This is a genomic window from Nocardia cyriacigeorgica, from assembly GCF_010858045.1.
GTDB lineage: Bacteria > Actinomycetota > Actinomycetes > Mycobacteriales > Mycobacteriaceae > Nocardia > Nocardia cyriacigeorgica_E.
Genome location: NZ_JAAGVC010000012.1, coordinates 66,784 through 80,540 on the forward strand (window position 1 = coordinate 66,784; position 13,757 = coordinate 80,540).

15 protein-coding genes are annotated in these 13,757 nt (G+C 69.9%); 12 read left to right on the plus strand and 3 right to left on the minus strand.

Going from position 1 to position 13,757, the window contains the following annotated elements; genetic code table 11:
• Positions 1-11 precede the first annotated feature (11 nt).
• From infC to GV790_RS13950, 4 genes are all read left to right on the plus strand, one after another.
• Positions 12-665 carry a translation initiation factor IF-3 gene (infC, locus tag GV790_RS13935; RefSeq protein WP_163813829.1) on the plus strand — a complete coding sequence of 218 codons (654 nt, stop codon included), beginning with the start codon at positions 12-14 and terminating at the stop codon, positions 663-665.
• Between the two features lie 61 nt (positions 666-726).
• Positions 727-921, plus strand: a complete 195-nt coding sequence (gene rpmI, locus GV790_RS13940; RefSeq protein ID WP_036535836.1) for a 50S ribosomal protein L35 — start codon at positions 727-729, stop codon at positions 919-921.
• A gap of 102 nt (positions 922-1,023) precedes the next feature.
• Positions 1,024-1,404 (plus strand): 50S ribosomal protein L20, encoded by a 381-nt coding sequence (rplT, locus tag GV790_RS13945; RefSeq protein ID WP_011208447.1) that lies wholly within the window; start codon positions 1,024-1,026, stop codon positions 1,402-1,404.
• Positions 1,405-1,502: 98 nt separating this feature from the next.
• A complete protein-coding gene (locus tag GV790_RS13950) occupies positions 1,503-2,315 on the plus strand; it encodes a TrmH family RNA methyltransferase (RefSeq protein WP_163813766.1) in 813 nt (270 codons plus the stop codon).
• Between the two features lie 30 nt (positions 2,316-2,345).
• Here the strand turns inward: GV790_RS13950 and GV790_RS13955 are convergent, their stop codons facing one another.
• A complete protein-coding gene (locus GV790_RS13955) occupies positions 2,346-2,885 on the minus strand; it encodes a TetR/AcrR family transcriptional regulator (protein ID WP_163813767.1) in 540 nt (179 codons plus the stop codon).
• 121 nt (positions 2,886-3,006) lie between these two features.
• Between GV790_RS13955 and GV790_RS13960 the strand changes: the two genes are divergently transcribed.
• The 6 genes from GV790_RS13960 to GV790_RS13985 all read left to right on the plus strand — a co-directional run bounded on the left by GV790_RS13960 (position 3,007) and on the right by GV790_RS13985 (position 10,928).
• Positions 3,007-4,542, plus strand: a complete 1,536-nt coding sequence (locus GV790_RS13960) for an MFS transporter (RefSeq protein WP_163813768.1) — start codon at positions 3,007-3,009, stop codon at positions 4,540-4,542.
• Between the two features lie 252 nt (positions 4,543-4,794).
• The gene (gene pheS / locus GV790_RS13965) at positions 4,795-5,856 is read left to right on the plus strand and encodes a phenylalanine--tRNA ligase subunit alpha (RefSeq protein WP_163813769.1); all 1,062 of its coding nucleotides are present in this window, start codon (positions 4,795-4,797) and stop codon (positions 5,854-5,856) included.
• A 30-nt stretch (positions 5,857-5,886) separates the two neighbouring features.
• Positions 5,887-8,388 carry a phenylalanine--tRNA ligase subunit beta gene (gene pheT / locus GV790_RS13970; RefSeq protein ID WP_163813770.1) on the plus strand — a complete coding sequence of 834 codons (2,502 nt, stop codon included), beginning with the start codon at positions 5,887-5,889 and terminating at the stop codon, positions 8,386-8,388.
• Between the two features lie 136 nt (positions 8,389-8,524).
• Entirely contained in the window at positions 8,525-9,295 is a 771-nt protein-coding gene (locus tag GV790_RS13975; RefSeq protein WP_163813771.1) for an alpha/beta hydrolase, read from the plus strand.
• 60 nt (positions 9,296-9,355) lie between these two features.
• Positions 9,356-9,850, plus strand: coding sequence for a hypothetical protein (locus GV790_RS13980; protein WP_163813772.1), 495 nt, complete (start codon positions 9,356-9,358; stop codon positions 9,848-9,850).
• 46 nt (positions 9,851-9,896) lie between these two features.
• Positions 9,897-10,928, plus strand: coding sequence for a hypothetical protein (locus GV790_RS13985; RefSeq protein ID WP_163813773.1), 1,032 nt, complete (start codon positions 9,897-9,899; stop codon positions 10,926-10,928).
• A gap of 4 nt (positions 10,929-10,932) precedes the next feature.
• Here GV790_RS13985 and GV790_RS13990 read toward each other — a convergent pair whose 3' ends face one another.
• Both GV790_RS13990 and GV790_RS13995 read right to left on the minus strand, forming a co-directional pair.
• The gene (locus GV790_RS13990) at positions 10,933-11,457 is read right to left on the minus strand and encodes a copper chaperone PCu(A)C (protein WP_163813774.1); all 525 of its coding nucleotides are present in this window, start codon (positions 11,455-11,457) and stop codon (positions 10,933-10,935) included.
• Positions 11,458-11,485: 28 nt separating this feature from the next.
• A complete protein-coding gene (locus GV790_RS13995) occupies positions 11,486-11,698 on the minus strand; it encodes a hypothetical protein (RefSeq protein WP_163813775.1) in 213 nt (70 codons plus the stop codon).
• Positions 11,699-11,771: 73 nt separating this feature from the next.
• Here GV790_RS13995 and GV790_RS14000 point away from each other — a divergent pair, with 73 nt between their 5' ends.
• Together GV790_RS14000 and GV790_RS14005 are read left to right on the plus strand one after the other, a co-directional pair.
• The gene (locus tag GV790_RS14000; RefSeq protein ID WP_163813776.1) at positions 11,772-12,758 is read left to right on the plus strand and encodes a GlxA family transcriptional regulator; all 987 of its coding nucleotides are present in this window, start codon (positions 11,772-11,774) and stop codon (positions 12,756-12,758) included.
• Positions 12,759-12,851: 93 nt separating this feature from the next.
• Positions 12,852-13,751, plus strand: coding sequence for an aminoglycoside phosphotransferase family protein (locus GV790_RS14005; RefSeq protein ID WP_163813777.1), 900 nt, complete (start codon positions 12,852-12,854; stop codon positions 13,749-13,751).
• Positions 13,752-13,757 lie beyond the last annotated feature (6 nt).

Genomic DNA, 13,757 nt, shown 5'->3' on the forward strand with positions numbered 1-13,757 from the left:
GGGTTGCAGTTATTGCCTGCGGTCGTCCGACGACACCGCTTGACCTAGGAGGCCCCATCAGCACTGAGACCCGCATCAACGATCGCATCCGCGTTCCCGAAGTCCGCCTCATCGGACCCGGCGGTGAACAGGTTGGGATCGTGCGTGTTGAAGATGCACTACGCGTCGCGCTCGAAGCCGACCTCGACCTGGTCGAGGTGGCCCCGGATGCCAGACCACCGGTCTGCAAGATCATGGACTACGGCAAGTTCAAATACGAGACCGCGCAGAAGGCGCGCGAGTCCCGGAAGAACCAGGTCCAGACCGTCATCAAGGAGCAGAAGCTCCGCCCCAAGATCGACGACCACGACTACGAGACCAAGAAGCGCAACGTGGTTCGCTTCCTCGAGGCCGGGTCCAAGGTCAAGGTCACGATCATGTTCCGGGGTCGTGAACAGTCCAGGCCCGAGCTCGGTTTCCGGTTGCTGCAGCGGCTGGCCTCCGACGTCGCGGAGTTGGGTTTCGTCGAAACCTCGGCCAAGCAGGACGGCCGGAACATGACCATGGTGCTCGCGCCGCACAAGGGCGCGAAGACGCGCGCCAAGGCGCAGCAGGACTCGGCCGCCCGCCCGCAGCCGAGCACCGCGGGGCAGGCGGAGCAGGCCGAGCAGGCCGGCCCGCAGTAATACCGATCAGAACGCCGGCGGTCCATGCGCGACCGCGGGCACGAGACAGATTGAGGAATCCATGCCGAAGATGAAGAGCCACAGCGGCGCCTCGAAGCGATTCAAGGTGTCCGGCAAGGGCAAGCTGCTGCGTCAGCAGGCGAACCGTCGCCACTTGCTCGAGCACAAGCCCACGCGCCGTACTCGTCGTCTGGACGGCAAGGAGGTCGTCGCGTCCGCCGACGTCGCTCGCGTGAAGAAGCTGCTCGGTATCTGATACCGCCGCACAGGCACGCTCGCGCGCTCCGATCACGGACGCCGACCAATCCGACAACACCCGGGCGCCCGCTCGCGCCCCCCGATCGAACAGGACTGACCAGTGGCACGCGTCAAAAGGGCCGTCAACGCTCAGAAGAAGCGCCGTTCCATCCTCGAGGCCTCCAAGGGCTACCGCGGCCAGCGCTCGCGGCTGTACCGCAAGGCCAAGGAACAGCAGCTGCACTCGCTCACCTACGCCTACCGGGACCGCCGGGCGCGCAAGGGTGACTTCCGCAAGCTGTGGATCGCCCGCATCAACGCCGCGGCGCGGCTCAACGACATCACCTACAACCGCTTCATCCAGGGCCTGAAGGCCGCCGGTGTCGAGGTCGACCGCAAGAACCTCGCCGAGCTGGCCGTCTCCGACGCCGAAGCCTTCGCCGGCCTGGTCGCCATCGCCAAGGCCGCGCTGCCGCAGGACGTCAACGCCCCGGCCGCCTGAGCCGGGTGCCGTGATTCGCGGACATCTTTCGGAACGACCCGTGGACGCGCTCGACGAGCGCAACCCACGGGTCGTTCTGCGCTGTCTGATCCCGGCGGATGATCGTGGCTGCTGAGGCGATCGAGCTGCGCAATCCGCGGATCGTGGCCGCGGTCAAGCTCCATCGCGCCGCGCAGCGCCGCAAGTCCGGCCTGTTCCTGGCCGAAGGCGCCAATTCGGTGACCGCGGCCCTGGAGACCGGACGCGTACGCGAGCTGTTCTACTCGGCCGCCGCCGCGACCCGTGAGCACGAACTCGTCGCCGGCGCCGCCGCCCAAGGGGTGCGGACCACGCTGGTGAGCGATCGGGCCGCGCAGGCGCTGGGGGAGACGGTGACGCCGCCGGGACTGGTGGCCGTCTGCGAGACGCTCGACGTCGAACCGGGTGCGGTCCTGGCCGCGGAGCCGCGCATGCTGGCGGTGCCCGTGGAGATGGCCGACCCGGGCAACGCGGGCACACTGATCCGTGTCGTCGACGCCGTCGGCGGCGACGGGGTGATCCTCGCGGGCGATTCCGTCGACCCGCACAACGGCAAATGCGTGCGCGCCGCGGCCGGCAGCCTGTTCCATGTGCCGATCGCCCGCAGTCGAGACGTCGGTGCGATCCTCGAGGACATCGCGGGCGCAGGCATCACGATCTTGGCCACCGCGGCAGGCGGCGAGGTCGATCTCGACGACGCCGACGAATTGTTCACCGGCCCCGTCGCCTGGCTGTTCGGCAACGAAGCGCACGGCCTCGATCCGGCTGTCGCCGCCCGCGCCGACCATCGGGTGCGCATCCCGATCCGAGGCCGTGCCGAAAGCCTGAATCTGGCCACCGCGGCCTCGATCTGTCTCTACGCGAACTCGCGGGTGCGCTACCGGCAGCCGTGAACGCGCCGGCCGCAAGGTACCCGGCCGGCCTCAGTCGCCGGACTTTCCCAGGTCCTCCAGGATCTCGGCCGCCCATGGCGCAGGCACCGCGTTCGGCCCCGCCACCTGCATCGACGTCATCACCGTCAGCAGCATGCCGGTGGCCATGAACCTGCGGACCTCGGTGACCGACGCGCCGGTCAGCGCACCCGCCAGATCATAGATCTGCCCGAAGCGGGCGCGGGTCTGCTCGCCGATCACCGGGTCCGCACTGGCGGCGAAGCCGTGCAGGAGTAGTTGGAGCAGTTCGCGTTCGGCGAGAAACGTGCTGTAGCCGTGGCCCAGCGTCGCCGCGGTGGGGTTCGGATCGGTCGCCGCCGCTTCCCGGAACACCGTCTCGATCCGGTCGCACACCCGGTTCAGCGCGGCGAGGAACAGCTGCTGTTTGGTGCCGAACAGCCGGATCACATACGGCTGGGACACCCCGGCCAGTCGGGCGATGTCATCGGTTTTCGTTGCCGCATAACCGGTTTCGGCGAAGGCCTGGATCGCCGCCGTCAGCACCTGCTCGCCGCGTTCGGTCGCGCTCATCCGGGTCCTTGTCGTCAAAGGTGCTCCTGATCGTCTCGTGCGGGCCATGCATTGACATGTTATCAGTCGATGCATACTCTTCTCGATATTAGTTATCAGTCGATTACAACAAGGGCTGGACATGACCGAGATACTCACCACCGCGGCGTCTGCCGCGCCACCGTCCACCGAGCGCCGCACGCCGGGCAGCCGTCCGCTGGCGGCGGTGCTGGCTGCGGTCGGCATCCCGACCTTCATGGTCACGCTGGACAACCTCGTGGTCACCAATGCACTGCCGGTGATCCGGGCCGAACTCGGCGCCTCGCTGGCCGACCTGCAGTGGTTCGTCAACGCCTACACGCTGGCATTCGCGTCCCTGTTGCTCACCGCCTCCGCGGTCGGTGACCGGCTCGGGCGCAGGCGCATCTTCCTGGCCGGCATCGCGGTGTTCACGCTCGCGTCCGCGGCCTGCGCCGTGGCCTCCGAGCCCTGGCAGCTGATCGCCGCCCGCGCGGTGCAGGGCTTCGGGGCGGCGGCGGTCATGCCGCTGTCGTTGACGTTGCTGTCGGCGGCGGTGCCGGAGAAGATGCGCAGCGCCGCGATCGGCATCTGGGGCGGGATCACCGGCCTCGGGGTCGCGCTGGGCCCGGTGGTCGGCGGCGCCGTCGTCGACGGATTGAGCTGGCAGTGGATCTTCTGGATCAACGTGCCGATCGGTGTGCTGGCGTTGCCGTTCGCGGCCAGGATCCTGGACGAATCGCGCGGCGGTGCGCGCCGCCTGGATCCGGTCGGGCTGGTGCTGGCCTCGGCGGGCGTGCTCGCGGTGGTGTGGGGCGTGATCCATGGTGCCGAGGACGGCTGGACCTCGTCCGGTGTGCTGAGCGCGTTGATCGGCGGCGCGATCCTGCTGGCCTGCCTGGTTGCCTGGGAGTTGCGGACGCCGGATCCGATGCTTCCGCTGCGGCTGTTCCGCTCGCGCGCCTTCCGGGTGAGCAATACGACCGGCTTCACCTTCTCCGTCGGCGTCTTCGGATCGATCTTCCTGCTTGCGCAGTATTTCCAGGTGGTGCAGGGGCTGGACCCGCTGGCGGCGGGCATCCGCACGCTGCCGTGGACGTTGGCCCCGATGGTCGTCGCTCCGATCGCCGGGCTGATCGTCGATCGGGTCGGCGCACGGCAGCTGCTGGCGGCCGGGCAGGTCGCGCTGGCGGTGGCGCTGGCCTGGATGGCCACCGTCATCACCGTCGACACGAGCTACAGCGCCTTCGTCGGACCGTTCCTGCTGGGCGGGCTCGGCATGGGCCTGACCTTCGCCCCCGGCGCCACCGTGGTGATGGCCGCCGCCGACCCGGAGGACCGCGCGATCGCCTCCGGCACCAACAACACCGTCCGCGAGGTCGGCGTCGCGATGGGGGTCGCGGTACTGGCGTCGGTGTTCGCCTCGCACGGTTCCTACCTCGACCCGCAACGCTATGTCGACGGCCTGGTCCCCGCGGTGTGGGTGGGCGCCGCGATCGTCGCGGTCGGCGCGTTCGTCGCGCTGCTGCTGCCCAGCCGGATCGAACCGGCGGGTTCCGCCGAAGCGACCGGCCGGAAGGCCGGAACCAGCGACGCGGAGTCGCTCGACGCTCGGTTCCATCCGGCCGAGGACGGCGAGGTACCGGTCGGCACCGCCTGACCGCCCGTCCCGGTACACCCGGTGGTCCACGGCGGCCACCGGGCTGCCGGTATGGGGCCGACACACCGCGCACGCTGCCGAGTCGACACGCCGACCAGCGGCGAGGGCGGCGCTAGCACAACACCCGCGCCCGGCCCGAGGTAATCCGGATGAATCGCCCGATCCGCATCGCATACGATTCGACCAGCAGCAATGTGGGTAAGGAATGGTCCGCACCCGGAGAACCGATCCCCAGGGGAGAGACGAACGATCGTGGGCGACGACAAGAGCGCAGTCGAGCAGAACGCCTCGCTGACCGAGGAGGCATTGGCCGCGGCCGCGGCGGCGGCCGAGAAAGCGTTCGCGGCGGCCGCCGACCTGGATGCGCTCGCGGTCGCCAAGACCGAGCACATCGGCGGCAAGTCGCCCATCGCGCTGGCCCAGCGTGCCCTCGGCACGCTGCCCAAGACGGAGAAGGCCGACGCGGGCAAGCGCGTCAACGTGGCGCGCACCCGGGTCTCGGAGGCCTTCGAGGCCCGGCGCGCGGCGCTGCTGGCCGAACGCGACGCCGCGGTGCTGGTCGCCGAGAGCATCGACGTCACCCTGCCCGCGCGCAGGCAGCCGGTGGGCGCCCGGCATCCGATCACCGTCATCTCCGAGCAGATCGCCGACGTGTTCGTCGCGATGGGCTGGGAGGTCGCCGAGGGCCCCGAGGTGGAGACCGAGCACTTCAACTTCGATGCGCTCAACTTCCTGCCCGACCACCCCGCGCGCACCATGCAGGACACCTTCCACATCGCGCCCGAAGGGTCGCGGCAGGTGCTGCGCACCCACACCTCGCCGGTGCAGGTGCGCTCGATGCTGGAACGCGAACTGCCGATCTATGTCGTGTGCCCGGGCCGCACCTTCCGCACCGATGAGCTCGACGCCACCCACACCCCGGTCTTCTCGCAGGTCGAGGGTCTTGCGGTGGACAAGGGCCTGACCATGGCGCATCTGCGCGGCACGCTGGACGCGTTCGCGCGCGCACTGTTCGGTCCCGAGACGCGGACCCGCATGCGCCCCAACTACTTCCCCTTCACCGAGCCCTCCGCCGAGGTCGACGTGTGGTTCCCGGACAAGAAGGGTGGCGCGGGCTGGGTCGAATGGGGCGGCTGCGGCATGGTGAACCCGAAGGTGCTCATCGCCAGCGGGATCGACCCCGAGGAGTACAGCGGTTTCGCGTTCGGCATGGGCCTGGAGCGGACCCTGCAGTTCCGCAACGGCATTCCGGATATGCGCGACATCGTCGAGGGCGACGTGCGGTTCACGCTGCCCTTCGGTATCCGGTCCTGACCACCTTCGATCGAGAGAGCGAAACGTCAAGTGCGAGTAGCGCAGTCCTGGCTGACCGACATCATCGCGCGCACCGCCCCCGAGTGGTCGGTGACGCCCGAGGAACTCGACGCCGGATTCGTCCGCGTCGGCCTCGAGGTCGAGGAAGTCGACACCCTGCAGCGGGTGGGCGGTGAGATCGAGAAGCCGCTGGTGGTCGGCCGCGTCCTGGAGATCACCGAGCTCACCGAGTTCAAGAAGCCGATCCGCTTCTGCAAGGTCGACGTCGGCAATCCCGAGCCGCAGGAAATCGTCTGCGGTGCCCGTAATTTCGCCGTCGGCGATCTGGTGGTCGTGGTGCTGCCCGGTGGCGTGCTGCCGGGTGGTTTCGCCATCTCCTCGCGCAAGACCTACGGCCATGTCTCCAACGGCATGATCTGTTCGGTCGCCGAACTCGGTATCGGCAAGGATCATTCGGGCATTCTGGTGCTCGAGCCCGGTACCGCCGAGCCCGGCGCCGACGCCAACGAGCTGCTCGGTCTCGACGACACCGTCATCGAACTGAACATCACCCCCGACCGCGGCTACTGCTTCTCGGTGCGCGGTCTGGCGCGCGAGCTGGCCTGCGGTTTCGACCTGGAATACGCCGATCCCGCGGTGCGCACGCTGCCCGACGACGAGGCCGATGCCTGGCCGGTGCGGCTGGAGCCGGAATCGCAGTGCACCCGGTTCGCGGTGCGCCGGGTCACCGGGATCGATCCGAACGCGGTGAGCCCGTGGTGGTTGCAGCGGCGGCTGCTGCTGTCAGGGGTGCGGCCGATCTCGCCCGCGGTCGACGTCACCAACTATGTGATGCTCGAACTGGGCCAGCCGCTGCACGCCTTCGACGCCGCCAAGCTGAGCGGTGGCCTGGTGGTGCGCCCGGCGAACGCGGGGGAGACCCTGCGCACCCTCGATGACACCGAGCGCACCCTGGACGCCGAGGACATCGTGATCGCCGACGATTCCGGGGTCATCTCGCTGGCCGGTGTGATGGGCGGTGCCAGCACCGAGGTGTCGGCGGAATCCACCGATATCGTGCTCGAGGCCGCGACCTGGAATCCGCTGCTGGTCTACCGCACCGCGCGCAGGCACAAGCTGGTCTCCGAGGCGAGCAAGCGCTACGAGCGGGTGGTCGATCCGGAGATCAACGTCGCCGCGCTCGACCGCGCCGCCACGCTGCTGGCCGAGATCGCCGGCGGCACCATCGAATCCGCGCTCACCGACATCCGGGTGCCGCTGCCCGCGCCCGAGCCGATCCACATGGACATCGACCTCGCCGACCGGGTGGCCGGCGTGACCTACCCGACCGGCACGTCCGCGCGGCGGCTGGCGCAGATCGGCTGCACCGTCGAGGTCGATGTGCCCGAGTCCGGTCACGGCCAGCTCGTGGTCACCGCGCCGAGCTGGCGTCCGGACCTGACCCAGCCCGCCGACCTGGTGGAGGAGGTGCTGCGGCTGGAGGGTCTCGAGCAGATCCCGTCGGTGCTGCCCGCAGCCCCCGCAGGCCGTGGTCTGACCCCCACCCAGCGGCGCCGTCGCGCGGTGAGCCGCGCGCTGGCCTTCGCCGGGGCCGTCGAGGTGCCGCCGCCGGTGTTCCTGCCGGCCGGGGTGTTCGACACCTGGGGCCTGGACGCCGACGATCCGCGCCGCACCACCACCTCGGTGCTCAACCCGCTCGATGTCGAGCGCCCCGAACTGGCCACCACGCTGCTGCCCGGCCTGCTCGAGGTCGCCGGACGCAATATCTCGCGCGGCGCGAAGGACCTGGCCATCTACGGCATCGCGCAGGTCGTGCTGCCGGGCCCGGACACCCGCCCGGTCGACCCGCTGCCGGTGGATCGGCGTCCGACCGATGACGAGATCGCCGAACTGCTGGCCTCGCTGCCCGACCAGCCGGTGCACGTCGCCGCCGTGCTGAGCGGACGCCGGGAACCGCGCGGCCCGTGGGGTGAGGGTCGCCCGGCCGAGGCCGCCGACGCCTTCGCACTGGCCGATGCCGTCGCCGACGCCGCCGGAGTGGTCATCGAACGCCGGGCCGGGGCGTACCTGCCGTGGCATCCGGGCCGCTGCGCCGAACTGGTGGTCGACGGTGTGGTCGTCGGGCATGCCGGTGAGCTGCATCCGGCGGTGCTGGAGCGTTCCGGGTTGCCGCCGCGCACCTGTGCCTTCGAGTTGAACCTGGACGCGCTGCCGTTGCGCGAGGCGCGTCCGGTGCCGGTGGTCTCGCCGTTCCCCGCAGTGCTGCAAGACGTTTCGGTGAGCGTGGACAAGGCCGTACCGGCAGCCCGGGTGGAGTCCGCGCTGCGCGGTGGCGGCGGCGAGCTGCTCGAGGACATCGCGCTGTTCGACGTCTACGAGGGCGCGCAGGCCGGTGAGGGCCGCAAATCGCTCACCTACGCGCTGCGTTTCCGTGCCCCGGATCGCACCCTGACCGAAGACGAGGCCAGTGCCGCGCGCGATGCGGCGGTGGCGGCGGCGTCGGAGGCGGTCGGCGCGGTGCTGCGCGGATAACTACCTGGTGTCCACGGCCCGGCCCGCCTTCGATCGGCGGCCGGGCCGCGGCATGTGTCGGACTCGCCAGGTACCGATGCCGGTGCCGGGTATCCGGCGGGATGAAGGCCGGCCCCGGATGCGGTAGGACTAGAGCATGCGTCACCCGGCAACTCCCGTCCTGAACGCGCTGGTTTTCCAACCACAACCGCGGCGGATCGAGCAGACCCCGGCGCGGCTCGGCCTGGACTACGCCGAACTGTCCATCCCGACCGCCGATGGTGAGACACTGCACGGCTGGTGGGTGCGGGCGCCGCGGTCGATCGGCCATGTGCTGTACGCGCACGGCAACGGCGGCAATATCGGCGACCGGGTGCCGATCTACGCGCTGCTGGCCGAGGCCGGGTTCGATGTGCTCGCCTTCGACTATCGCGGCTACGGCCGCAGCACCGGACGGCCCAGCGAACGCGGCACCGCACTGGATGCCCGAGCGGCCCGCACGATCCTGCTCGACCAGCCCGGCGTCGATCCGGGGCGGGTGCTGTATCTGGGCGAATCACTCGGCGGGGCGGTGATGCTCGAGCTCGCACTCGCGCATCCGCCCGCGGGCCTGATCCTGATGTCCACCTTCACCGGGATGCGCGAGGCCGCCCGCGCGGTATATCCCTTCCTTCCCGCGCCGCTCGTTCCGGACGCGTACCCGAGCCTGCGGCGCATCCCGCAATTGCGCGCACCGCTGCTGCTCATGCACGGTGACCAGGACGAACTATTGCCGTTGCGGCATGCGCGGATGCTGTACGAGGCCGCGCCCGAGCCCAAGAAACTGGTCATCTATCCGGGAGCGGGCCACAACGACATCGTCGTCTTGGCGGCCGGGCACTGGATCGACACCATCGAAAGCTGGGCTCGCACGGTCTGCCCGACCTGACCGCTGGCCGGTGCCCGCGATCAGGTGCGGCAGCGCGCGGCGCATGCGTAGCCTGACGGTATGAGCGAGTTCACCGAGATCACCGAGCGGTTGGCGCAGCTGCCGGATGCCGACCTGCTCGCCGTCATCCGCATCGCGACCGCGGGCCGGGCGGCGCTCGCACCGGTGCACGAAGCCGCGGCGGACATGCCCGCCGAAACCGGTCATGTGCATCCGCACCCGGATGTGTCTCCTATCACTCGCATCGACGCCACGCATGATCCGGCCGTGTCCGGAACCGCATCGGGGCAGGTCGGAGCAGTATCGCCGGTACCGCCGGTACCGGGTTCGCCGGGACTGTCCGGGACGGCCGGATATTCCTCCGGCGGCGTACCTACTTTCGAGTCAGTTCGGGATAAAGTCGAGCAGCGCTACGGCACCGCGCAGGGGATGGGTGAACTCGATCGGCAGACCCCGGCGGGCCGCAGCGCCGACGAACAGTGGCAGGCGCGCGAAGAGGCCGCGCGTGAGCGCTTGGAGCAGATCCGGAAATCGTTGCGCGACAACGACGAGTAATCCGTCCGTGGTCTGGCCGGCGCCGGACGACGAATGGGTGGACCAGATGACCGAGCCGCGTGACATCGCCGAACGGCTGCTCGACGCTCAGGTGGAATTCCTGCTGGCCGAGGTGAGTGGCGACCGCTTCACCGAGGTCGTCGCCCGGGACGTGGCGGCGGTGCTCGAGGTCGCCGACACCATCGTCTTCCGTGACGTGGTGTCGATCGAACAGGCCGAGGCCACCGTCGCCACCGTCATCGACCTCATCGGCGGCAGCCCGGTGATCGCCGATATGGTCGGCGTCTTCGCCGACGCCATCTACGACAACATCTCCGGCAGCCACGACTACACCCTCGGCCAGGTCGTCGAGCGTGAGCCGGTGGAGGCGCTGCTGGAGAAGATCTTCGCCATGCATCAGGCCCAGGAGCGCATCCTGGACCGGCTCACCGAGAGCCCGCTGGTGGCCACCGTCGCCTCGAAGTTCGTCGACAAGCTGATCAACGATTTCATGCAGGCCAACCGGGAACGCGCCGAGAAGATCCCCGGCGTCTCCTCGCTGATGTCGCTGGGGCAATCGGCCGCCAACCGGGCCAAGAAGGTCGCCGCCGACAACACCTTCATCGGCGATATGGCGGGCAAGGGCGCGCTGTTCGCGCTGCGCCGCACCAACAACGCCATCCGCGAGATGCTGCGCGATGCCCCGGTGCACGGCGCGGCGATGGAATTCTGGGATCTGCACGCCGACGAGCCGGTCAGCGGCCTGCGCGATTACCTCACTCAGAAGGACCTGCGCGAACTCGTGCTCATCTGCTACGAGATCGCGGTCACCACGCGGGAGAAGGAGTACTTCGGCCTGCTCGTCGACGAATGCGTGCAGGTTTTCTTCAGCAAGTACGGCGATTACACCCTCGGCGCGATGCTGCCCGAACTCGGTCTCACCGCCGAGGACATCAGCACCGAAATCCTGCGCTACGGGCCCGCGGTGATCGAGGCGGCCAAGAAGAACGGGGTGCTCGCTGGATTGATCCGGGAGCGGCTGGAACCGTTCTATCTGTCCGATCAGGTGCTGGGCATCCTGGGCGGCGCCGAGCGCTGATCGCCTACTCCGACAGCTGCGTCGGGCAGGAGTCGATCGGGACGGCGACGGTGACCGTGCCGGACCGATCGAAGGTGAAGGTCATCTCGACGTGCTTACCGGGCCGCACCGAATCGGCCGGATCCATCAGCGTGACCCGGATCGGCTGGTCCGGTGCCGAGGGTTGCCGCACCTGCTCGACCGGCTGCCCCGCGGTCAGCATCGTTTCCGGGCGCAGCGTCAGCTGCTGCTGAGTGGCCTGGATGCGGACCGATTCGGCCGCCGGGGTGTCGATGGAGACCAGGCGATCGGAGTCGGTCGGGCTGTTGTTCACCGCCGCGAACGCCAGCATCGCCGGCGCGTCGGCCTGGATGACGCACTGGCCGGGCACCACCGCGGGCACGATGTGCACGTTGCGCAGGGTGATGTCGCCGGTGCGCGCCTCGCTACCGGCCGCGTGCGAACTCGATTCGCCCGGTGCGTCGTCGGTGCCGCACCCCGCTACCAGTAGCAGGGCTGCGAGGGTCGCAAGGGTTGCTCCGCGTCTCATACCGGCGGAATAGCCGGATCGGCCGCGCTCAACCCACAGCACCTCGCCCGGCGGCGGCTCGGTCGTCGCGAGCAGGGTGGCCGGGCGGCACGGGCAGGCCGTGGCGCACCCGCGAGAACGCGTCCACGCCGCCGGCGATCTGGCGGACGGTATTGCGCAGCGCCCGTCCGGCCCGGCGGCCGCGATCTCGTGCCCGGCGCGGCGGCGTGGCGGTTTCCCTCGATGGCGTGCGAGTGGTCATGACTCGATGATCGCACTGCCCGCCCGGCGTCGCGAGTGGCAGAATCGACATAAAGTGATGGGATTTTGCCACCATGAACGATCCGACCGACACCTTGCGCAGGCCCTCCATCGCGGTACCACTCGTCGACGGGATGACGTTGTTCGAGATCGGCATGCCACTGGAAGCCCTTGGATACGACTGGGATCCGGGCGCGCCGCCGCTGTATGACGTGACGCTGTGCGGCGATATGCGCGGCGTCCGCACCCACACCGGCGCGCGCCTGCATCCACAGCGGCCGCTGAGCGCGCTGTCGGCCGCCGCCACCGTGCTGGTTCCCGCCGTGCCGCCGGGCCGCTCGGTCGGTGCGCCGCTGGTGCGGCAGCTGCGCGCGGCGGCCCGGCGGGGTGCCCGCATCGCCGCACTGTGCACCGGGACCTTCGCGCTCGCCGAGGCCGGGCTGCTCGATGGCCGCCGGGCCACCACGCACTGGCGGCACGCACCGCTGCTGCAACGGATGTACCCGGCCGTCGAGGTCGACGCACGCGCCATCTACCTCGAAGACGACGGCATATTCACCAGCGCCGGTTCTGCCGCCGGACTGGATCTGTGCCTGCACCTGATCCGCCAGGACCACGGCGAGCGCGCGGCCAACACCATCGCCCGCAACCTCGTCATCGCCGCGCACCGCGACGGCGATCAGGCCCAATACGTGCACGCCGAACCCCTCGACGCGGCCGCCACCTGGCTCGACGAGCTGCGCACCTGGCTGCGCGGGCAGCTGCGGCGCCCGATCAGCCTCGCCGAGCTGAGCCGCGCCGCGAATATGTCACCGCGCACGCTCGCGCGGCACTTCGACCGCGATATCGGCACCACCCCGATGCGCTGGGTCGCGGCCGAACGCCTGGCGGCGGCCAGGGAACTGCTCGAAACCACCGATTTCACGGTCGACCGGATCGCCTCGGAGGCGGGCTTCGGCTCACCGGTCACCTTCCGCGCGGTCTTCACCCACGATGTCGGCATCTCGCCGAGCCGCTATCGGGCGAAGTTCGCGGCCGCCGCCCAGCGCACCCGGTCGTAGACCCTCGCCGGCTCGCCCCGCCTCCTGGGGCGCGGGGCTGTGGTCCCGATGGCGTATAGCCGGCGCGGCGGTCGGAGTCCTTAGAGTCGAGGAGTGATCGCGATCCCGGAGGACTTCGTGCGTGAGACCGTCGGCAGGGAAGGGGAATCCGGGCAGCGGTGGATCGCCGCGCTGCCCGCCCTCGTCGACGAACTGCTGCGCCGGTGGTCGTGCGTGCCGGATGGGCCGGTGCTGCACGGGCGGGTGGGGCTGGTGGTGCCGGTCCGGCGGGCGGGCCTGCCGCCCGCGGTGCTGAAGGTGTCGTTCCCGCATCCGGGCAACGTGTTCGAACCGCACGCGTTCGCCGCCTGGGCCGGGCGCGGCGCGGTCCGGTTGTTCGAACGCGACGACGATCGGTTCGCGATGCTGCTCGAACGTGCCTGCGGCACCCTGGCCGAGATCGAGGATTTCGATACCGCGGTGTCGGCCATCGGGCAGATGTCGCGCCGGCTCGCGGTCGAAGCCCCGCCCGGGCTTCCGCTGCTGGCCGATCTCACCGCCGAGTGGGCCACCGAAATAACCGAGCTCTCCATGGAATTCGGCGATCCGCTGCCGCCGCGTGTGCGTGACGCCGCCCTGGAAACCCTGCGCGATCTCGGCCCGGATCAGCCGGGCACGCTCGTCCACGGCGACCTGCACGATGCGAATGTGTTGCTCGGGGACCGCGAGCCGTTCCTGGCGATCGACCCGAAGGGCTACGTCGGCGACCCCGCGTACGACACGTTCACCGTTATCCGCAGCCTGCGTTTCGCGCATCTGCTGTTCGCGCCCGACGCGGTGCCGCAGCTGCTGCGCGGGCTCGAAATATTTTGTGAGGCGGCAGAACTCGACCGCGAGCGGGCCCGCAGGTGGGCGCAGGTGCGGGCGGTCGAGTCCACGCTGTGGGGCCGGCGGCACGGGGACGAGGCGTGGTTGATCGACGTCACCGATCGGTTGGCCGCCGCCCTCGGGTAGCCGCGG

Excerpts from the sequence above, each read along its gene's own strand:
- rpmI (WP_036535836.1), top strand. The coding sequence starts at position 727 with ATGCCGAAGATGAAGAGCCACAGCGGCGCCTCGAAGCGATTCAAGGTG.
- GV790_RS13950 (WP_163813766.1), top strand. The coding sequence starts at position 1,503 with ATGATCGTGGCTGCTGAGGCGATCGAGCTGCGCAATCCGCGGATCGTG.
- GV790_RS13955 (WP_163813767.1), bottom strand. The coding sequence starts at position 2,885 with ATGAGCGCGACCGAACGCGGCGAGCAGGTGCTGACGGCGGCGATCCAG.
- GV790_RS13960 (WP_163813768.1), top strand. The coding sequence starts at position 3,007 with ATGACCGAGATACTCACCACCGCGGCGTCTGCCGCGCCACCGTCCACC.
- GV790_RS13975 (WP_163813771.1), top strand. The coding sequence starts at position 8,525 with ATGCGTCACCCGGCAACTCCCGTCCTGAACGCGCTGGTTTTCCAACCA.
- GV790_RS13980 (WP_163813772.1), top strand. The coding sequence starts at position 9,356 with ATGAGCGAGTTCACCGAGATCACCGAGCGGTTGGCGCAGCTGCCGGAT.
- GV790_RS13985 (WP_163813773.1), top strand. The coding sequence starts at position 9,897 with ATGACCGAGCCGCGTGACATCGCCGAACGGCTGCTCGACGCTCAGGTG.
- GV790_RS13990 (WP_163813774.1), bottom strand. The coding sequence starts at position 11,457 with ATGAGACGCGGAGCAACCCTTGCGACCCTCGCAGCCCTGCTACTGGTA.
- GV790_RS13995 (WP_163813775.1), bottom strand. The coding sequence starts at position 11,698 with ATGACCACTCGCACGCCATCGAGGGAAACCGCCACGCCGCCGCGCCGG.
- GV790_RS14000 (WP_163813776.1), top strand. The coding sequence starts at position 11,772 with ATGAACGATCCGACCGACACCTTGCGCAGGCCCTCCATCGCGGTACCA.